This window comes from Pseudomonas sp. UBA6276 (assembly GCF_002438365.1).
Taxonomy (GTDB): Bacteria; Pseudomonadota; Gammaproteobacteria; order Pseudomonadales; family Pseudomonadaceae; genus Aquipseudomonas; species Aquipseudomonas coleopterorum.
Genome location: NZ_DJUS01000007.1, coordinates 144,521 through 164,880, shown reverse-complemented (window position 1 = coordinate 164,880; position 20,360 = coordinate 144,521). Strand labels below are relative to the sequence as shown.

Below are 20,360 nucleotides of genomic sequence, written 5' to 3'. Positions count from 1 at the left end.
TGTGGGAGCGGGTTCTACCCGCTAAGGGGGCGCCGCGGTCACTCGTGCCAGTGGCGGCACTTGGAGGTCTGGCCGACACCCGGATTGAAGGCGTTACATGGGTCCAGTTGCTGATAGAAGGCCTTGAGCGCCGGCTTGGCCGGGTACAGATGGCCGACGTTGTGCTCGGCCGGATACTCTGCGCCGCGCTCGTCGAGCAGCGACCACATGCGATGCTCCACCGCCAGACAATCGCTGCCCTTGCGCAGGATGTAGTCCTGGTGGAACACGTGGCAGAAGAAATGCCCGTAATAGAGTTTGACGATCATCTGCTGATCGATGTCTGCGGGCAGCGTCTCGAACCATTGCCGATCATTGCGCGCCAAGGCGATGTCCAGTGCCACGATGTCCTCCACCTCCCGATCGTGCACGGCGCGGTAGCGCACCGCAGCACCGGCGGCAGCGAAACGATGCAGGAAGGCCTTGCTGCCCTCCTCCGCGGTGCACCGGAAGAAATCACCGTCACGTCCGGCGAACAGCTCTTCCAGCAGCTTCTGGGTCGCCGCCACCGAGCCAGCAGACACCTTGAGCATCAAGTAGTGTTCATAACGCTGACGGAACTCGCGAATGCGCGGCGGCAGGTGCTCGGGAAAGCAGCGCGCCGCCAGTTGCAGGACACGGTCGGCGAGGTTGGCACGCAGCCAGGGAAAGCGCTTGAGAAAAGTGTCGGCGCGGCTCTTCAAGGCGAACAACTTGGGCAGGCGCTGGGTGCCCAGGTGGTGGATCATCAGAAACGTGTCCTTGCCGTATTCGGCGGCCACGTCGTAGGCGTCGCGGTGCATGTACTCGCCGGCGATCGGCAGCTCGTCGAACCGTTCGAGCATGTGCCGGCGGATCTGGGTGAGGTCGGCGGTGTCGTTGCTGCCGATGTAGAACACCGCGGTGTCGCGCTCGGCGGCGAAGGTGTCCAGGCGTACGGCGAACACCGCCAGCTTGCCGGCACTGCCGCTGGCCTCGTACAGGCGCTGGTGGTCGGCATTGAACCGTGCGGGCGTGGGCGCGTCGACTTCGCGCACATAGGCGGCGTAGCCATGGTCGGAGCCCAGCCCGGCATCGGCCTTGATATCGGTGGCGGTGTAGCGCTGGGCGTCCAGGTTGCCGAGGATCTGCTCGGGCGTATCGCCCAGTTCGACGCCCAGGTGGTTGACCAGTTGCAAGGTGCCATCGGCGCCGAGCTGGGCGTACACCGCCATCTGCGTGTAGGCCGGTCCGCGACGCACCAGCGAGCCACCTGAATTGTTGCAGACGCCGCCGAACACCGACGCGCCGATGCACGAGGAACCGATCACCGAATGGGGCTCGCGACCCAAGGGTTTGAGGACCTTCTCCAACTGATCGAGGGTCGAGCCGGGGAAGCAGATGACCTGACGGCCCTCCTCGATCACGTGCACCGTGCGCATGCGCAAGGTGCTGATGATCACCACTTCACGGTCGTAGCCACCGTCGGGGGAGGAACCTCCGGTCAGGCCGGTGTTGGCCGCCTGCATGATGACGATCACGTCGGCCGCCACGCAGGCCTTGACCACCTGCCACTGCTCCAGCAGCGAGCCGGGGCGGACCACGGCCAGTGCCTGGCCGCTGCCGAAGCGGAAACCCTGACGAAAGCGTTCGGTCTCGGCCGAGTCGGTGAGCACATGGCTGGCGCCGACGATGTCGCGCAGTGCGCTGATCAATTCGCTCATTGCGGCATCACCGCCACCGCATCGACTTCGATGAGCATGCCGTCCAGGGCCAGGCGCGGAACCGGGATCAAGGTGCAGGCTGGCGTCATGGCATCGCCCCACGCCTCGCGCAGGGTGTCGATCCAGATGGCCAGGCGCTCATGGTCGTGGTCGACGATCAACACGGTCAGCTTGGCGACGTGGGCGTAGTCGGCACCGGCTGCACCGAGGGCAGTGCGCAGGTTGGCCAGAGCCTGCCCGGCCTGTAACTGGAAATCCGCAGAAATGCTGCTGTCCAGGCTTTCACCGCCTTGCCCGGCGATGAACAACAACTTGCTGCCGCCGGCGACCTCGGCCACATGGGAGTAACCATAGGGCGCGGGGTCGAACAGGCCGGGCGGATTGCTGAGCTTGAGCGGGACGTGGTCGGGCATGGGCAGGCTCCTGTTGGCTGACAGACCTTACCCTAGCACGGCTTGCCGGGCGCATCGCGGCTTCTTCAGGCGTCTTTCGGCCAGCCGCCGCCGAGGGCCCGATACAGACGCACGCGGTCGATCGCCGCGGCAGTGGCACTGTCCACCAGCTGGCTTTGCGTGGCCAGCAGCGCACGCTGCACACCGAGCACGTTGATGAAATCGGTCGCGCCCTGATTGTAGCGGTCGCGGGCGGTACCCAGGGCCACCGTGTTCTGCCGCACCGCCTCGCTCAGCGCAGCATGGTGCTGCTGTTCAGCGGCGTAATCGCTCATGGCATCGTCGACCTCGTGCCAGGCGGCCAGTACCACCCGCTGGTAGTCCAGCGCCGCTTCCTGCTGCTGATGTTCGCGCAGCTCCAGCGTGCCCGTCAGGCGTCCGCCCTGGAAGATAGGCAGGTACAGGCTGGGGCCGAACGACCAACTGCGTGAATCCCAGCCGCCCAGGACGGAGCCATTCAGGGCCTGAAAGCCGAAGCTGGCGCCCAGGCTCACCCGTGGATAGAAATCGGCCTTGGCCACGCCAATGGCGGCCGTGGCCCGATGCAATGCTGCCTCGCTGCGCTGGATGTCAGGCCTGCGCTGGGCCAATTCCGAGGGCAGACCCATGGGCACGTCCGGCGCCGGGTCGGGAATGGCGCGCGGGGTGCGCAGTTCGTCGGCCAGGGCGCGCGGCGGTTCGGCCAGCAGGTAGCTCAGCGCATTGATCAAGCGGTCCTGCTGCGCCTGCAGCACGGGCAGCGAGGCTTCGATGGTTGCCACCAGGGCAGCGGCGTTGGCGGTGTCCAGGTTGGTGGTGACGCCATTCTCGTAGCGAGTCTGGGTCAGGCGCTGGCTCTGCCGGGCGATCTCGAGATTCTCCCGCGCCACAGCCAGACGCGCCTGCACGCCACGCAGGCGGATGTAGTCGGTGGCCGTGCGCGCGGCGATGCTCAGGCCGACCGCGTCGCGCTGGGCCTGGCTGAACTGGACGTCGGCGTCGGCCATCTCGACGCTGCGCTGGACGTGCCCCCACAGGTCGACCTCCCAGCTGGCGTCGAGCGCCCCGCTCCACAGCTCGAACGGTGCTCGGCCGCTCTGCCCTGACGGGTCGTTGAGGCCTTCGGCGCTGTTGCGCTCGCGCTGATAGCCACCGCGCGCGCTGAGCCCCGGCAACTGCTCGCTGCCGCTGACCTGGCGCAGGGCCTGGCTTTGCTGCACGCGGTTGGCCGCCGAACGGATGTCCAGGTTGGCCTTGGCGGCGCGGGTCACCAGCGCGGTCAATTGCGGGTCGCCCAGCTGTTGCCACCAAGCGCTGTCCAGCGCTGCGTCGGCTCGGGTACCGGCGCTGTCCTGCCACTGCGCGGGCAGCGCCGCTGCGGGCCGCTGGAAGTCCGGCCCGACGCTGCACGCGGCCAGGCTGCTCAAGGTCAGGGCAAGCAATGCACGTTTCATCTCAGGGCTCCTGGGTGGTATCGACCGACGCAACCACCGACAAGCCAACACGCAGCCGGTCCAGATGGGGCTGATCGGTTTCGAACACCACCTTGACCGGAATGCGCTGGACCACCTTGGTGAAGTTGCCGGTGGCGTTGTCCGGGCTGATCTGCGCGAACGACAGACCCGTGGCCGGCGCGACGCTGTCGATGTGGCCGCGAAAGACCTGGTCGGGAATGCTGTCGACATGAATGTCTACGCGCTGATTGGCATGCATGTGCGCCAGTTGCGTCTCGCGGAAGTTGGCCACCACGAACGCCTGGTGCAGCGGCACCACGGCCAGCAGGGGTCGACCGGGGGCGACATAGGCACCGACGCGCACCGAGCGCTGGCCGATCATGCCGTCGGCCGGTGCCAGGATTTGCGTGTAGGACAGGTTCAGCTCGGCCTGTTCCAGCGCCGAGCGATCCTTGTCCACCGCCGCCTCGGCCACTTCCAGTTCAGCCTTGAGCACATCCAGGGTGCGCTGGGCGGCGACCCGTGAGGCGCCATCACGGTCGCGCGAGGCTTCCCAGCCCTGCAACTCGGCCTCGGCCTTCTGCCGCTCTTCCTGGGTGCCAGCGCCGGCCTGGGACAGGTTGCGGTAACGCTGCGCATTGGCCTGGGCGAACTTCAGGGATGCGGCGGTGGCACGCGTGGCAGCGCTGGCCTGGTCGATCACCGCCCCCTGCCGCTCGATGCTGGCGCGCAGGTTCTTCACCTGCGCCTGCGCGGCATCGACGTTGGCCCGGGCCGCCGCCACCGAGGCCGTGTAGTCGCGCGGGTCCAGGCGCGCCAGCAGTTGCCCGGCCTTGACCGACTGGTTGTCCTGCACCAGTACCTCGGTGACCACCCCGGCCACCCGCGGCGCCACCAGCACCGAGTCGGCGCGGATGTAGGCGTCGTCCGTGCTCTGTACGCCGCTGCGGTGCAGCACCTGGTAGAGGCCATAGGCGGCGCAGACGAGGATGACAGCAACGATGAGAAAGACAGCGGTGCGATGTTTGATGACAGATTTCATGACGGTACCGGGGGTTGCGGTGGATAGGCGCGTTTGGGCAGGGTCAGCAACACCACCAGCAGCACGGCGATGAAGGCCAGCAGCGCCAGGAACGCGTCGCTGTAGCTGAGCACGAAAGCCTGGGCGCGAACGCGGCCGGCCAGTTCGGCAGCCGGCTCGCCGTAGAGCGGCAACAGGCTCTGGTAGCTGTTGCCGACCTGATCGAGCAAGGTATTGGAATGCAGGTGCTCACGGGCGGTGACGAAGTTTTCCAGTACCACGCCGGCGACCACCGACGACAAGCCGCGCAGGGTATTGACCATGGACGAGGCGAACGGCCCCTCCAACGGATGGATGACCCCGGTGGCGATCATCAGCAGCGGCACCATCACCATCGGCTGGCCGAAGGTGTGCAGCGTCTGCAAGAGATAGAAGTCATCGCGAATCCATTCGCCGGTGAGCTGCGAGCCGCCCAGCAGCGCCAGGGTCAGCAGACCGAAACCGGCGGCCATCACGTAGCGCGAGTCGACCCAGTTGCGGTTGATCACGAACGCGACCAGCGGCGCGATGAGCAACTGCGGGATGGCAATGCACAACGCGGTGGGCATGGTCTGCAACGGCCGATAGCCCTGAATGTGAGTCAGGTACCCTGCCGGAATCGCGCTGCCGGCCATGCCAACGAACAGGAACAGGCACAGCGTGGTGATGCCGAAGGCGAAATTGCGCCGCCCCAGCAACTGCAGTTTGAACAGCGGCAGTGGATGAAACCATTCGTTGAGCAGAAACAGCGGCAGGCAGACACCGGCACCGATCAGCAGCAAGGCAATCAAGGGCGACTCCAACCAGTCCAGCCGTTCGCCCTGGGTCAGGCCGATGATCAGCATGCTCAGGCCGGCCGTGCCCAGCAGTGCACCGCGCCAGTCGGCCTGCTTGAAGCGCTCCAGCCGCAGTGGATCCTGCGGCAGACCGTAGGCGATGCACGCGCCACCGATCAGGCACGCCGGGATGATCTGCCAGAACACCATGCGCCAGTCGCTGCCCTCGGTCCACAGCGCGGCGAGGGGCATGGCCAGGTTCGGTCCGAACGTCGCGGTGAGCGCGTAGGCCGACAGCCCGTACAATTTGATGTGCCACGGCAGGAAGCGCAGTGCGGCGGTCATCAGCAGTGGCGGCAGCGCGCCTCCGGCCAGACCCTGAAGCACACGCAACAGCAGCAGGCTTTCCAGGTTGGGGGCGAACGGGCACAGTGCACCGAAGCCGGCGAAGGCCACGGTCACCACAATGGCGAAGCGCCGCAACGAAAAGGTCACGGCCAACCAGGGCGCCAGTAGCATCGCCGAGACTTCGGCCGCCGCGTAGGCAGAGCTGATCCAAGTGCCTTCGTCGTGGCCGAAGCCATAGATCCCCAGCAGGTCCGCCAGGGTGATGTCGGTGACGCGGTCGTTGATGCCGGAGGTCAAGGCGGCGATCAGCACGCCGACCAGCCCGATGGCCAGACGCCAGCCGAACGGCGCCGGGACAGGAGGTGAAGGTGGGGACACGGATGGAACCTGCTTGCTGCAAACGACGATGAACCAATAATTGCGGTACACTGTACCGATCAGCGATACAAAAGGCAAATTGCATGACCAGCGACAACGACCGTAGCGGCATACAAGTCATCTCCCGGGCCGCGGCCATTCTGCGCTGCCTGGAAAGCGAGCCTGACGGCCTGAGCCTGGGCGCGATCGCCAAGCGCATCGACCTGCCCCGCTCCACGGTGCAACGGCTGGTCGATGCGCTGGCCCATGAGGAGCTGCTCAAGGTCCAAGGCGCCGGTGGCGTGTGCCTTGGCCCGGCATTGATGCGCCTGGCGTCGAACAGCCATGTCGACCTGATCACCCAGGTGCGTCCTTATATGGAGGCACTGACCGAACGCACCGGAGAGACGGCAGTGCTGGTCAACCGCAACGGTACCCACCTGATGCTGCTGCATTCGGTGGTGTCGCCGCAGCCCTTGCGCGTAGCGCCCTCCTCGGGCAGCTTCCTCAGTGTCTACGCGACTTCGGGCGGCAAGGCACTGTTGGCCAAGATGAGCGACGAGGCCGTGGTGCAACTGCTCGGCCCGGTGCTGGAACCACTGACCCCGAGCACCCCGGATCTGCCACGCCTGCTCGAACAGCTGGCCGAGGTCCGCGATCGAGGGTATGCCTGCGACGCCAATGAGCACATGATGGGTGTCGGTGCCATGGCCGTGGCCCTGCAGACCTCGCAAGGGCAGTACGCCTTGGCACTGGTGGGCCCGGTATGGCGAGTCGAGGCGCAACACGTGCTGTTTCGTGAGGCGCTGTTCGATACCCGCGAGGCCTTGGCCGGTGTCCTCAGTGCTGGACTGCGCGCGAGCGAGCCATCGTCAAGTTGAAACAAAATGCCATTAACTTGAGTCGGGCAAGTCGTGAACAAACTGGCAACATGGCACTCAGAGAGTCGTCCCTGCCACTGGATAACGGGCAGGCAAAATAAAGACAGGGAGAACCCGGGCGTCTGCGTGCAGCGCGCATCGGTCGGGTGTGTCGGCTAACCCAACGAGAGTTAAAGACCCTTCCCATGAAAACCTTGAGCGACTGCGTCCGGCAGTTGAAACGCTACTCCTACGCCTTGCCTGCCCTGCTGCTGGCGGGTACCTGTTCCTTCCTCGCCCTGGAAATCAGCGACAGCCGCGCCGAGTCGGTCGATGGCACGCAGACCCTGGTGTTCCTGCGTCACGCCGAGAAGCCCGCCGGCGGTCTGGGCCAGCTCAACTGCCAGGGTCTCAACCGCGCGCTGAATCTGGCCGAGTTGCTGCCAGAGCGGTTCGGCAATGCCGATTACGTCTTCGCCGCCGACCCCGGCCGGCACGTCGAGGAAGGCGAGAACGACGAATCCTACAGCTACCTGCGTCCGCTCATGACCATCAGCCCCAGCGCCATCAAGCTCGGCCTGCCGGTGAACATCGACTACGGCGCCAACGACACCCAGGATCTGGCCCGGGAGCTGATGCGCGACAAGTACCACAACGCGGTCATCTACACCGCCTGGTCCCATGGCTACCTGCCCGAGCTGATCAACGAAGTGGCCGGCCGCGCGGTGGGCCAGGAAATGAACATCACCGACGATTGGGCAGCCAACGACTTCGATTCGGTCTACGTGCTCACCCTGACCTGGCACGACGGCAAGGCCAGCCTGCTCTCGCGTAACGTCAAGCAAGGCCTGGACAACGGCCACACCGCCTGCCCGGCCTAGCAGCGGGCCTGGGTTCACACGCAGCACCAAGCGTTGCAAGGGAGGCTCGGGTATACTGCCGCTCCCTTTCAACGTGCTGCCCCGGAGTCACCATGCCTGCCAATCAACATCCCGATGCCGAGCCGATCGTTCAGGACGCCGAAGTCGATGGCCAGGCAGCGATCCCGGCGTTTACGTTCCCGTTCAAGCCCGGCGCGTTCGCGACCAAGCAAGCGGCCAGCTACCCCGGCGCGGGCAAGTCAAACCATGACAAGACCCCAGGCCGCGCCCCGAACGGCACTCGCCGCTCCATGGGCAAGCGCTGATCCCGTTCGCCAGGACACCAGAATGACAAAGCCACCCGAGGGTGGCTTTGTCGTTTTCAGGGGGTACGGCGTTCAGGGCTTGTCGCGCTGCTGCGCATATTGCCGCTGCTGCGAACGCTGGCGCAGGATGATCGGCAGGATGCGCCGCCCGTCGTTCCAATAGCGTCCGGCCAGGCGGCTCGGTTCGCTGAGAATACGGTGCAGCCATTCCAATGAGAGCTTCTGCACCCACATCGGCGCACGTTGCACCTTGCCCGACAGGAAGTTCAACGCCGCACCGGTGCACAGGCCCACGCCATGGGTGCGACCGCGGTCGGCGATCAGCTTGCACAGCAGTTCCTGGCGTGGCGAGCCGACCGACATGATCAACAGCTGCGCCCGATGCTGCTCGACGAACTGCAAGGTGGCCTCAACTTCCGCGGGGTTGTCGAAGAAGCCCATCGGCGGGTTGTAGTGCAGGAACGTCACCGCCGGATAGCGCTGGGTCAGTATTTCCACCACATCGGGGGTGGAGCCGACGACCGTCACGGTCCAGCCTTCGCGCTGGGCTTCGTCCATCATCGACACGGTCAGGGTGCTGCCGGGAATCGCCTCGGGCACGCCTGCGTCGAACTTGCGCAGCACCGGCATCAGTACCCGGCTGTCGCAGATCCGATAAGCGGCCCCATCGTAGGCATTGCGGAATGGCGGACTGTCTTCGAGCAGTACAACATGGTTGACGTTGGCGGTGACCACGTAACCAAAAGGCTTGTTCACGTCGCCCTTGATGGCACGGATCAGGTCCCTTTGGTCACCTTTGTAGAAATCTATCCCAAAAACTTTCATCCAGGCCGTCCTATCAGTTCTAGAATGCGTTAATGCAGCGCCGTAGAAAGGCTGCGGGAGCTTGGACGATTCGGCTTGTTCGTCTAAAGCATGTAATTGATTGTCTTCTATCCATAGGCTTAGCCGATGAACATCAAAAGGTTGTTTTCACGTGCAGAGTTCGAGCGCGCTGTACCTTTCGTGCTCAAGCCCGACCCGTTACGTCCCCGTCGCGCACTGTTGAGTGCGACGATGGCGTTGCTGTTGGGCTCTGGCGCTGCGTTCGCGGATGTGCCGATGACACAGGTCAACGTGTCGGGGGCCGAGTTCTCCGAAAACGTTTTTCCGGGCGTGGAAGGTACGCACTATTTCTTCCCGCGCGAAGGCTTCTTTGCCAACTGGAAGCGTCGTGGCGTTCAAAGCGTGCGCTTCCCGTTCAAATGGGAGCGACTGCAGCCTACGCTGGGGGGTCCGCTTGACCCTGTCTACGCCAAGCTGATCGACAAGATGCTGGTGCAGGCCGCGCAAGCGAACATGCAGGTGATCCTGGACGTGCACAACTACGGGCGCTACCGCGGCAAGATCATCGGGACCCGGGACGTCACGGTGGATCACTACAAGAACCTCATGAGTCAGATAGCGCGCCGCTGGAGCGGTTACAGCGCCCTGGCCGGCTACGACCTGATGAACGAGCCCCACGACGAATCCGATGCCATCTGGCCGACGGCCGCTCAGGCGGGCATCGATGCCATTCGGGCGATCGACAAGACCCGTCCGATCTACGTCGAGGGTCGTTCGTGGGCCAGTGCCGAGCGCTGGCCGAACTACAACAACGATCTGCTCAAGCTCAAGGACCCGTCCAACAAGCTGATCTTTTCCGCGCATATCTACCTCGATCCTGACGGCAGTGGTAACTACAAGAATCGAATTTCCGGCACATGGAATCCGGACATCGCCGTGAACCGGGTCAAACCCTTCGTCGAGTGGCTCAAGCGCAACGGCAAGAAAGGCCACATCGGCGAATTCGGCATCCCTGACAACGACCCACGCTGGCTGGACGCGGCCGAGCGTCTGCACAAGTACCTGGCCCAGCAGTGCATGCCCCTCACCTACTGGTCGAGCGGCCCCTACTGGGGTGGTTACTTCATGGCGGTCGAGCCGATCAACGGCCAGCCTCGTCCTCAATGGACAGTCATGGGCAGGTACCTCAAAGAGCCGAAGTGCAAGGCTATCGGCCCGACGTAACCGCCAGGCCCGCAGTACCGGCCGGTCGTCCCAGCGGACGATCGGCCGATTGCGAAGCCGGCACCCTCACCTGCCCGTAATACACGAATGCCGCAACCGCGAGCGCTGCGATGTTGCCGTCATACATCATGGCCGGCGACAGGAACAGATTGATCAGGTTGAAGCACATGTCGAGAACAAAGGCAGCAAGCAGGTCACCTTTGTTCCGGCACTGGCGACTGATTCTCCAGAATCCGACGAAATACACCAGAATGATCAGCGGCATGATGAAGCCGTAGCGGTACATCACGCCCAGCACACCCACGTCGGACAGGTAGAAGTAAGAGCTGTACAGGCGCGAGAAACCACCCTGCCACTGCAGCGACAGTGCGCCCATCCCCACGTACCAGTTCGCAGCCGTATCGCGCAGGATGATCGCGGTGGTATCGGCACGCACACCACCCGGCTCGGTCGCTTCCTGCACCAGGGCCATCAAACGCTCGTACTGAGCTTCGAACGGCGCTGGCATCACCATGTAGGCGACCCCGCCCACGACGATGATCGCCAGGCCCAGTTTGACCAGCACGTGCAGGTGCGCGCGGAAGATCCACAACGCGGCCAGGGTCCACACCAGCATGGTGTTACGTGTCTGCAGCACCAGCCACAGGTAGGCGGCGAACAGGCCCAGCAACAGCACCGGTACCAGCTCGATACGGCGGCGCAGGCGGTACATCAGCATCATGGCGCACAGCGAGACGTAGGAGCCGCCGATGCTGAAGCGGTCCGGACGCAGCGGATTGAGGCCGTAGTCCTTCTCGTCGACGTTGAAGGCGACCGCAGCGTTTTCCGGGACGATCTTGAAGTAGTAGAGAAAGCCGACCGCCACACATGCCAGGCCGCCGATCAGGAAACAGCGCTCGAGCTGCTCCTGGGTCGGCTGCGCCTTCAGCATCAAGTACAACGCCGGAAAGAACAGCAGGTACAGAAAGTTGCGGCGTTCTTCGAGCAGGCCGTAGAACAGTGGCTGCTCGAAGTGATACCAGGAGAACAGTGCCGACATCACCGGCAGGGCCACGCCCATGAACAGGATCCACATACTGGCCCGCGACTGCCACGGGCGTTGCCACATGGCCAGCAGCAGCACGGCCGCGCCAACCACGCCAGCCAGGTACAGCTCGCGCAGGTATGGCAAGCCTGCCAGCTTGTTGTCGGTCAGGAAAAGAAAGCCGGAGTTGACCACCACCAGCACGCACAGCAACGTGCGTGGATTGAGCAAAGCCTGGAGCATGTCCGTTACCTCGTGGACGATAGATCACTCAGCGCCATTTGAACGCCAAGCCCTCGGTGATGCCCTTGATGCCGAACTTGATGTTCTTGGCACTGCCGCGGTTCTGCAACACGGTGATCGCGCCCAGGGCGACCGCCGAGACGAAGGTGCACGCGGTCGAATGGAAGCGCTTGTTGTACATGATCGCCGCACGGTTGCGGTAGTAATGAAACATGTGGCTGCGCCCTTTGGTGCTGCCGCTGTCGCCATGACGGGCGAAGCTGTCGAGGGCCACGCGGCCATGCCAGCCCACGGCGGCGGCACGACGTTCCCAGTCCACTTCTTCGGAGTACATGAAGTAGCGGTGGTCCATCATGCCGACCTCTTCGATCACCTCGCGGCGTATCATGAGGCTCGCGCCCATCAGGTAGTCGGGCTCGGGCAAGCCGGCGGTGGCCAACTGCGCGCGGTCCATGTTCTTGCCCATCAGCTTGGTCTTGCCCAACCAGGGGAACAAGGTGCCGCCACCGACGCACTGGACCACCTGTGGGCGGTCCGAGTAGACCAGCACGGAGGCCGAGAAGCCACATTTGGGCGACTGTTCCAGGGTGTCACGCAGTGCTTCCAGGGCGCCGGGCTCGACGGTGACGTCGTTGTTGAGCAGCCAGATGTAGCGATAGCCTGCGCGCACAGCGTAGTCGATGCCCACGTTGTTGCCGCCGGCGTAGCCGTGGTTGCCTTCGTTGATGATCAACACCCGCTCGTGGGGTGTGTCATAACTGCCGGCTGAGCGCTCGTCGATCACCTGCACGTCCGGGCCGGTCGAGTCGTTGAGAAACTGCTTGAGGCGCGACACGCTGTCGTCCTTGGAATCGTTGTCGATCACCACCACCGGGACGCGGCAATGGGCGTCCAGGGCGCGGATGCAGTCGATGGTGGTATCGGCGCCATTCCAGTTGAGGATGATCGCGCACACGTCGTTGTTGGATCGGGTCATGCTTGAGCCTCCTGTAGAGTGCCACTCTGGCGGTTCTGCCAGGCACGCGCCTTGAATACGACGATCGACATCATCGCCAGATAGATGAAAATGTTTGCTGCGGCGATAGCGATCACCACCGCCAGGGCCGAGCCGCCCCACAGGGCGCCGATGGCCACCGCGCCGAAGCGTAGCGAAGTCGCGAAGACTTCGAAGCCCAGGAAGTAGGCCTGCAGGCGCAACGCCGGGATGGCGACCTCGCATGGCATCGCTGCGAACCGGGCCAGCTCTGCCAGGGCCAGCCAGCGCGCGTATTCGCCCGCTTCGTGCCACTGGGCGCCGAAGGCCAGGGTGAACAGCCATGGCCCGGCGATGACCAGAATCAGGAAGCCCGACGCACCGATCGCGGTCATCGCGCCCACGCCCTTGAGCAGCAGGCCGACCACCGCTTCACGAGCGTGCACGGCAGCGGCGATGCGCGGGTAGAAAACGCTGCCCATGGCTTTGCCGATGAAGTTGCTGGGCATGGCCAGCACTTGTAGGCACAGGGCGAAATAGCCTGCCGGTATGGCGCCGAAGAGCGAGGCCAATACCAGTGTGGGCATGTGCACCGACAGCGCGTTGATCAACACTTGCGGGGCACGGAAAAGGGGGAAGTCGCGGTATTCGCTGGCCAGTTGGCGCAGGGTCTTGCGCGGGGCCTCGTCGGCCTCGGTCGCGTCGGCCGGTGCCGGCTTGCTCATGGCCATGCCGATCAGGATCAGCAGGCTGTGCACCACGTAGTACAGCGCGCTGGTCACCACCAGCATGGTCGCGCTGTTGTTGAACAGGCCGCCGACACTGCGCATGCCGTTGTAGACCAAGGCATGGCTGGTGGCCGCGCGGGCCGTCAGGCGGTAGCGGCCATGGCGATACAGCCACTGCTGGAGCACTTCGAGGACCGCCGAGCTGAACATGACCAGCGGCAGCAGCATCAGGTACGGGGTGAGCAGTTCCAGGTTCCAGCGCTCGGCCAGCATCGGCCCCCAGAACAACAGCACGACCGCCACCAGCAGGGACACCAGCAAGGCGACCACGGTCGCCAGCTTGGCCAGGCCGCTGGCGTCGCGATGGCGTTGCGGCAGGACGATGGCCATCGACCAGGTCAGGCTGCAGGCCGGAATCAGGATGATCGTCAGGCTGAGGAAGGTACCCACCACCCCGAACGCTTCGGGGCCGTAGATCCGCATGATCACCGGGATCAGCGCCAGGTTGATCAGCTGCGCGCCGGCCGAGCCGCCGAGCGCTGTCGCCAGGTTTCGCACCATGCGGTTCTGGCGCAGTTGCTGGATCAGGCCGGGGGCCGCTGCCGGCCCCTGGCTCAAGTCGTGTTCCATCCCAGCCTCCGGGCTCAATAGATGTTCCGTGAGAACAAGGTGAACGGGGTCTTGATCAGGATCTTGATGTCCAGCCACAACGACCAGTGATTGATATAGGCCAGGTCACGCTCCAGGCGCCCCTGCATCTTGTCCAGCGTGTCGGTTTCGCCACGGAAACCGCTGACCTGGGCCAGACCGGTGATGCCCGGCTTGATGCGATGACGCGCCATGTAGGCCATCAGCTTGTCGCAGTAGTAATGGTTGTGGGCGATCGCGTGGGGACGCGGACCGACCAGGGCCATTTCGCCACGCAATACGTTGAGCAGTTGCGGCAGCTCATCCAGCGACGAGCGACGCAGGAATGCACCCACGCGGGTCACTCGCGAGTCGTTGCGGGTGGCCTGCTTGACTTCCTGGTCGTCGTGCATGCGCATCGAGCGGAACTTGAAGACGTGGATCACGGTGCCATTGCAACCGTCGCGCCCCTGGCGGAAGAACACCGGGCCTGGCGAGGACAGCTTCACCGCCACTGCGCAGGTGATCAGCACCGGTGCCAGGACCACGATCGCCAGCAGTGCCAGGCTGCGGTCGATCAGATCCTTGGCCATGGCAGCGGCCGGGTGCGAACTCAACGGCGTTTCGTTGAGGTAGATGGCCGGGAACTGTTCGATCTGCGAGATCGACTGGTTGAGCAGCATCATGCTGCCGAAGTCCGGCACCCAGACCACGTCCACGGCCAGGTCGAGCAGGTCGACGTAGATCGATTCGATCTGCACCATGCGATCCAGTGGCAAGGCGATGTACACCCGGCGCACCTGTTCGCGCTGGACGATATCGCGCAGCTCGTCGAAACCACCCAGGTGCGGCACGCCCGGCACCGGCACCCAGTCGGCATCGACTTCGGCGTCGGGCGCGATCACGCCCAGCACCGGAACGCGCGGCTTGAGCTGACGAGCCAGCTTGCCGGCCAGTTCCCCGGCGCCGATGATCACTGCCTTGCGTTCGTTCTTGAGCCGCTGGTTATGGCGGTTGAGCAGGAAGCGCAAGGGAATGAACGTCGCCGCCTGGGCCAGGAAGCCGTAGACGATCAGCTTGACAGCCATGCCTGGCGCAAGGCTCTGCGGACTGCCGCTGAGGTAGATGACCACGGCCAGCGCGGCGACCAGGGTCAGCCAGCCGCCGAGCAGGCGCAGCAGGCCGCTCAGGTAGTTCAGGCGTTTGTGGTAGACGTGCAGGAAGCTGTAGACCGGAACCGAGGCAAGCACCCCGATCATCATCAGCACGCGGTACTGCGGCGGGAATTCATTGAAGTGTGCGTACAGCACACTGAATGTGAGCGCGCATGCCAGAGCGGCACCCGCGAGCCACATGGTCCAGAACGTCAGGCCCCGGCGGTTTACCATCGGGTGCAAGCGAGGCGCAATCATGGAAGTTTCCTCAGCAGACAAATGCGGCGTGGATTGGCATTTTCCGTAACGCGGCCAGCCGGGCGCACTGCTCGCCCCAAGGGGTGAGCGGCGCGGCTGCAAGGTCGGAAAGGTTTATTGGGCCGGGGCTGCCGGCAGGTAATCGTAGTAGTGGTCGCGACGCTGACCGGGCTCGGGACGCGAGACCTGGTTGAGCACCACGCCGGTGATCGGCGCGCCGGTCTGCAACAGCTGACCGATGCTCTTGCGCACCAGCGGCATGCTCGTGGCCTCGGACTTGATCACGTAGATCACCGAATCGGCCATGCCACACAGCAGTGCCGCGTCGCTCACCGACTGGCTGGCCGGGGTGTCGAGGATCACGCGGTCGTAGCGGTGACGTGCCCATTCCAGGAAGGTCTGCATGCGCGTGCTGGCCAGCAGTTCCTGCGGGTTGTAGGGCATTTCACCGGCGCAGATCACGTCCAGGCTACCGATGCTCTGCAGGCAGTCATCGACGCCCGCCTTGCCGGCCAGCAACTCGGCCAGGCCGATGTGGTGAGCGTCCAGGCCCAGGTTGGTGGCCACTTTCGGACGGCGCAGGTCGGCTTCCACCAGCAGCACGCGTTCGACACGAGCCATGGCACCGGCCAGGTTGATGGCCAGGGTGGTCTTGCCTTCGCCCGGCGTGGTCGAAGTCAATACCAGGGTCTTGCGACGGACATCGTCGTCGTTGAGCATCACGCCGGTGCGCAGGGTCCGTACGGCTTCGGCGAAAGCCGCGTCGTCGTTGCGCTCGAACTGGCGATGGATGCGCGAGCGGTTGCGGCGCTTGAGCATCGGCACCACGCTGAGCACCGGCAGGTGCAGATTGCGTTCGACGTCGGCGCTGTTCTTGAAGCTGTTGTTCCAGGCTTCACGCAGCAGGGCAATGGCGCAACCGGCAATCAGCGACAGCAGTGCAGCCAGGACCACCAGAATGGCCTTGCGCGGCGTGGTCGGGAACAGCGGAGCGATGGCCGGATCGACCACGCGGGCATTGCCCGAGACCAGGTCGGCGGTCGCCATGGTTTCGCGCAGCTTGGTCATGAAGGTGTTGTACACGTCACGGTTGCTGTCGACGTCACGCTGCAGTTCACGCAGGGCGAACTCCTTGCGGGAGATGTCCTGGATTTCCTGCTTGTTGCTGTTGAACGAGGAGCGCAGTGCGTTCTCGTTGTCCTGCGCCAACTGATAGTTGTGCTGCAGGCCGGCGACGACCTGGCTCACCTGGCTGCGCAGGCTGGCCTGGGCGGCTTGCAGTTCGGAGCGTGCGGCAACCATCTGCGGGTGTTTGTCACCGTAGCGCTGGCTGTACTCGTCGACACGCGCCTGGGCGGTGGCGGCGACGGCCTGGAACTGCTGGATCACTGGGTTGTTGATGACCGCAGGCACGCTGGACAGGTCCAGGTTGCCGCCGCGGGCCAACAGACCCTGCACCTGACGGTACTGGCTCTGGGCATCGGCACGTTCGCGGCGCGCATCGACCAGACGGTCGCTGGTGCGAGCCAGCTCGTTGGCGGTGATGGTGGCAACGCCGCCGACGTCGACCAGGCCCTGGCCATCGCGGTAGGCCTGCAGTTTGCTTTCAGCCTGCTGCAGTTGGGTACGCAGTTCCACCATGCGGGTGTTCATCCAGCGGCTGGCGTTCAGCGATTCCTGCTGCTGCGAAGACTGGCGGCTTGCGAGGTAGCCCTGAGCCAGGGCGTTGGCGGTAGCCGCGCCGGTTTCGGCGTCTGCCATGGTCACGCCGATGCTGACCAGATGGCTCTTGCCGACGACCGTCACGCTGGTGCGCTGACGCAATTCCATCACCGCGCTGTTGAAGGCCTGCTCGTCGGTGTAGTTCAGCTCCTGGTGCCAGCTCTGCGGGAACCAGTCGGCATGCCAGTTGGACAGTTGCGCCTTGATCTTGGACAGACGCGAGGCTTTCTGGCGTGGGTCCAGTTCTTCATGGTGCGACAGGTCCAGCTCACGCACGGCGCGCTCGGCCACTTCGCGGCTCTGGATCAGGCCCATCTGGGTCTGCAGGTAGTCGCTGTTGGGATCCGGACGGTCCGGCGTCTGCTGGAAGGTGATGACCTGGTTGCCACTGGGCTCGATCACCAAGGTGGCGACGGAGCGATAGGTCGGCGTCATGTTCAGCGCGTAGATCACGGCGGCAGCGGTGCCCACGGCGAAGACGCCGAGGATCATGCCGCGGCGACGCCACAGCGTGCGCCACAGTTTACGCGAGTCCAGTGCGTCGCGATCTTCCGGCGCGGGCGAGGCCTGCCATGGGGCCATGCCCTGGCTGTTTCTTACGGCAATCTGGCTCATCTTAGAAGAACCCCTGATCAATAGTGATGGTGTCGCCCGGTTCTACCGGTGTTGCCAACTGGGCCGGCTTGGCGCTGCCGCCGCGGTTGATGTTGATGCGGTTGACCGAAGCACGCTCGGTCAGACCGCCCGCCAGAGCGATGGCGCGGTCCATGGTCAGGCCCGGCTTGTAGGGATAGCCGCCCGGCGCCTTGACTTCACCGCCGATGTAGAAAGGACGGTATTCGACGACGCTCACGGTCACTTTCGGATCCTTGAGGTAATCACCGCTCAGGCCCTTGGTGATGACCCGCTCGATCTCGTCGGTGGTCTTGCCCAGCGCTTTCACGTTGCCCAGAAAGGGGTACGAGAAGGTCCCGGAATCGTTGAGGTGGACTTCTTCGTTGGTCAGGTCAGGTTCACCCAGGACGGAGACCCGGATGACGTCGCCCGAAGCGAGTTTGTAGGCATCGGCCTGGGCTCCCAGGCTGAACAGTGCCAGTACGACGATCAATGCTTGCTTGAACATGGTGGCTTCTCCCCTTTGGGTCAGGTTCACAGGGACAGCTTGAGGCTGAGCAGGTAGATGTTGCGAACGTAGTCTTCGCTGTCCACGTTCGAGTTGTTGTCCACGCGGTTGTAGCCCAGGGAAACCTCGGCCCAACGGCTGGCGGTGTAGATGATCTCGGCACCCGCGGCATTCTGGGTGTCGTCACGACCACCCGTGCCCAGGTACTCGCGCTGTGCGTGGCGATAGTTGACGTCGGTGGCGAAGAACGACGACCAGCTGTGGCGCCAGCCCAGGCGGCTGCTGGTCACGTGCACGGTGTTGGCACCGTCGTCACCTTCGTCGAAGGCGCGGCGCATGTTCACCGAGATGGTGGAATAGGTGCGTGGCTTGTAGTCCATGCCCACTTCCCAGGTGCCGCTGCCGTAGTCGTTGCTCTGCGAGCTTTCGAAATCCTTGCGCTCGTAACCGGCGCGGGCGGTACCGCTGAGCTTGGCGGTGACGTCACGGTCGATACCGAACAGCACGCGGTTGCCCTTGCTGTTACGGCGGTCGAAGTCCAGGTAGTCGTAGTCGACGTGGTCCAGCTGGACCAGGGCGCGGGTGCTGCCGCCCAGGCGATGGAACCAGGTACCGCTGACGCTGGTGGCGTCGTATTCCTTGTCGTCGTTGATGCCATCGGCGTTGCGATAGCGCTGCTGACGGTAGCCGCCACCCAGCTCGATCTGGTTCATGGCGCTGAGGGCGCCGAAGGTGTACTTCAAGCGACCGCCCTGACGGGTGTACTTGTCGTTCTCGCGCTCGTCGGCGGAGTCGACGGTTTCTTCGCCGCGCTTGTAATCGAGCGTAGCGTCGAGGCGATTGCGCGAATCGAAGGCCCAGATACCGCTCAGCTCGGCATCGTGGTCGATGTGGCTGGCGTCGGCGTGGTCCAGATAGGTCTGGCTGTCGGCCGAGTACTGGAACTTGTAGCCGGTGTTGCGGGTTTCGCGGGTAAACAACAGGGTCGGCTTGACCGAGGTGATCCAGGACGCGTCCTCATTGCGATCCACGGCGCGAAAGTTGTCGTCGTAGCGTTCGCTTATCTCCAGTGTCGGAGTGAAGTTCACGGGGCCCAACTCGACCTTTGCCGGTTCCAACGCCCAAGCGCTCAAGGGCCAGGGCGCCAGCGCCAGGCATGCCATCCACTGTTGTTTATTCATATCCATTCCCACTGCGTAATTCGGGTAGACGCCAGAGGCGCCTAGAAAGAAAAGCCGATTTCATTGCGTCGCAGATCGGCCTCGACCATCATCCGGCACAGCTCTTCGAGGCTGGTCTGCGGCTGCCAACCCAGCACTTCACGCGCCTTGGCCGGGTCACCGATCAACAGATCGACTTCGGCCGGACGGTGGAACATCGGGTTGACCTTGACCAGCACCTTGCCGGTCGCGCGGCAGGTGCCGCATTCCGAATCATCCTTGCCCGACCAGTCCAGGCTGATGTCCACAGCCTTGAACGCCATGCTGACGAAGTCGCGCACGGTTTCGGTACGGTTGGTGGCCAGCACGAAAGTGTCCGGCTCATCGGCTTGCAGCATGCGCCACATGCCTTCCACGTATTCCTTGGCGAAACCCCAGTCGCGCTTGGCGTCCAGGTTGCCCAGTTCGAGCACGTCGAGCTTGCCCAGCTTGATCTTGGCTACGCTGTCGGTGATCTTGCGGGTCACGAACTCACGGCCGCGCAGAGGCGACTCGTGGTTGAACAGGATTCCGCTGGTCGCGAAGATGCCGTAAGACTCGCGGTAGTTGATGGTCATCCAGTGGGCATACAGCTTGGCGACGCCGTACGGGCTGCGCGGGTAGAACGGCGTGCTCTCGATCTGCGGAATCGCCTGCACCTTGCCGAACATCTCGGAGGTGGACGCCTGGTAGAAGCGGATCTTCGGGTTGACGATGCGGATCGCTTCAAGCAGGTTGACCACCCCTACCCCGGTGATCTCGGCCGTGGTCAAAGGCTGCTCGAAGGACACGCCGACAAAGCTCTGCGCCGCAAGGTTGTAGACCTCGGTCGCCTCGGTGTTCTGCAGCAGGCGAATGCTGGCCGACAGGTCGGTGAGGTCATACTCGACCAGGTGCAGGTTGGCATGAGTCGCGACACCGAGCTCTTCCAGACGCCAGAAGTTCACCGAACTGGTGCGGCGGTAGGTCCCGTAGACGGTATAGCCTTTTTCCAACAAGAGCTGCGTCAGATACGCCCCATCCTGGCCGGTTACACCGGTGACAATCGCTTTCATGCAAATCTCCAG

At 64.1% G+C, this 20,360-nt stretch carries 18 protein-coding genes; 4 read left to right on the top strand and 14 right to left on the bottom strand.

What is annotated here, in order from left to right; genetic code table 11:
* Positions 1 to 38 precede the first annotated feature (38 nt).
* The 5 genes from dld to B2V21_RS01795 form a co-directional block, all read right to left on the bottom strand.
* Positions 39 to 1,721 (bottom strand): D-lactate dehydrogenase, encoded by a 1,683-nt coding sequence (dld, locus tag B2V21_RS01815; RefSeq protein ID WP_286915858.1) that lies wholly within the window; start codon positions 1,719 to 1,721, stop codon positions 39 to 41.
* Positions 1,718 to 2,134, bottom strand: coding sequence for a RidA family protein (locus B2V21_RS01810; RefSeq protein WP_049859305.1), 417 nt, complete (start codon positions 2,132 to 2,134; stop codon positions 1,718 to 1,720). The genes dld and B2V21_RS01810 overlap by 4 nt, the downstream gene beginning before the upstream one ends.
* A gap of 65 nt (positions 2,135 to 2,199) precedes the next feature.
* A complete protein-coding gene (locus tag B2V21_RS01805; protein WP_286915857.1) occupies positions 2,200 to 3,606 on the bottom strand; it encodes an efflux transporter outer membrane subunit in 1,407 nt (468 codons plus the stop codon).
* 1 nt (position 3,607) lies between these two features.
* Positions 3,608 to 4,648, bottom strand: coding sequence for an HlyD family secretion protein (locus B2V21_RS01800; protein ID WP_286915856.1), 1,041 nt, complete (start codon positions 4,646 to 4,648; stop codon positions 3,608 to 3,610).
* A complete protein-coding gene (locus B2V21_RS01795; RefSeq protein WP_286915855.1) occupies positions 4,645 to 6,168 on the bottom strand; it encodes an MFS transporter in 1,524 nt (507 codons plus the stop codon). The genes B2V21_RS01800 and B2V21_RS01795 overlap by 4 nt, the downstream gene beginning before the upstream one ends.
* 83 nt (positions 6,169 to 6,251) lie before the next feature.
* Between B2V21_RS01795 and B2V21_RS01790 the strand changes: the two genes are divergently transcribed.
* The 3 genes from B2V21_RS01790 (at position 6,252) to B2V21_RS01780 (ending at position 8,193) form a co-directional block, all read left to right on the top strand.
* Complete coding sequence (locus B2V21_RS01790; protein ID WP_286915854.1) at positions 6,252 to 7,028, top strand: IclR family transcriptional regulator; 777 nt, start codon at positions 6,252 to 6,254, stop codon at positions 7,026 to 7,028.
* A gap of 185 nt (positions 7,029 to 7,213) precedes the next feature.
* On the top strand, positions 7,214 to 7,888 hold the full coding sequence (locus tag B2V21_RS01785) for a hypothetical protein (RefSeq protein ID WP_049859300.1): 675 nt from the start codon (positions 7,214 to 7,216) through the stop codon (positions 7,886 to 7,888).
* Between the two features lie 92 nt (positions 7,889 to 7,980).
* Positions 7,981 to 8,193, top strand: coding sequence for a hypothetical protein (locus tag B2V21_RS01780; RefSeq protein WP_056842937.1), 213 nt, complete (start codon positions 7,981 to 7,983; stop codon positions 8,191 to 8,193).
* 72 nt (positions 8,194 to 8,265) lie between these two features.
* Here B2V21_RS01780 and B2V21_RS01775 read toward each other — a convergent pair whose 3' ends face one another.
* Positions 8,266 to 9,018, bottom strand: coding sequence for a WecB/TagA/CpsF family glycosyltransferase (locus B2V21_RS01775; protein ID WP_286915853.1), 753 nt, complete (start codon positions 9,016 to 9,018; stop codon positions 8,266 to 8,268).
* A 126-nt stretch (positions 9,019 to 9,144) separates the two neighbouring features.
* Between B2V21_RS01775 and B2V21_RS01770 the strand changes: the two genes are divergently transcribed.
* Positions 9,145 to 10,242, top strand: coding sequence for a glycoside hydrolase family 5 protein (locus B2V21_RS01770; RefSeq protein WP_286915852.1), 1,098 nt, complete (start codon positions 9,145 to 9,147; stop codon positions 10,240 to 10,242).
* On the opposite strand, the gene B2V21_RS01765 is transcribed toward B2V21_RS01770, so the two are convergent.
* From B2V21_RS01765 to gmd, 8 genes are all read right to left on the bottom strand, one after another.
* A complete protein-coding gene (locus B2V21_RS01765) occupies positions 10,226 to 11,509 on the bottom strand; it encodes a hypothetical protein (protein ID WP_282346299.1) in 1,284 nt (427 codons plus the stop codon). The two genes, B2V21_RS01770 and B2V21_RS01765, sit on opposite strands and share 17 nt — an antisense overlap.
* 28 nt (positions 11,510 to 11,537) lie before the next feature.
* Entirely contained in the window at positions 11,538 to 12,485 is a 948-nt protein-coding gene (locus tag B2V21_RS01760) for a glycosyltransferase family 2 protein (RefSeq protein ID WP_282346297.1), read from the bottom strand.
* Positions 12,482 to 13,840, bottom strand: coding sequence for a lipopolysaccharide biosynthesis protein (locus B2V21_RS01755; RefSeq protein ID WP_056842941.1), 1,359 nt, complete (start codon positions 13,838 to 13,840; stop codon positions 12,482 to 12,484). Before B2V21_RS01755 ends, B2V21_RS01760 begins: the two co-directional genes overlap by 4 nt.
* A gap of 14 nt (positions 13,841 to 13,854) precedes the next feature.
* Positions 13,855 to 15,249 carry an undecaprenyl-phosphate glucose phosphotransferase gene (locus B2V21_RS01750; RefSeq protein WP_056842942.1) on the bottom strand — a complete coding sequence of 465 codons (1,395 nt, stop codon included), beginning with the start codon at positions 15,247 to 15,249 and terminating at the stop codon, positions 13,855 to 13,857.
* A 114-nt stretch (positions 15,250 to 15,363) separates the two neighbouring features.
* A complete protein-coding gene (locus B2V21_RS01745) occupies positions 15,364 to 17,586 on the bottom strand; it encodes a GumC family protein (protein WP_122743316.1) in 2,223 nt (740 codons plus the stop codon).
* Between the two features lies 1 nt (position 17,587).
* Positions 17,588 to 18,094 carry a polysaccharide biosynthesis/export family protein gene (locus B2V21_RS01740; RefSeq protein ID WP_049859292.1) on the bottom strand — a complete coding sequence of 169 codons (507 nt, stop codon included), beginning with the start codon at positions 18,092 to 18,094 and terminating at the stop codon, positions 17,588 to 17,590.
* 26 nt (positions 18,095 to 18,120) lie between these two features.
* On the bottom strand, positions 18,121 to 19,275 hold the full coding sequence (locus tag B2V21_RS01735; protein WP_049859291.1) for an outer membrane beta-barrel protein: 1,155 nt from the start codon (positions 19,273 to 19,275) through the stop codon (positions 18,121 to 18,123).
* Between the two features lie 41 nt (positions 19,276 to 19,316).
* Positions 19,317 to 20,348 (bottom strand): GDP-mannose 4,6-dehydratase, encoded by a 1,032-nt coding sequence (gene gmd / locus B2V21_RS01730; RefSeq protein ID WP_049859290.1) that lies wholly within the window; start codon positions 20,346 to 20,348, stop codon positions 19,317 to 19,319.
* Between the last annotated feature and the right edge of the window lie 12 nt (positions 20,349 to 20,360).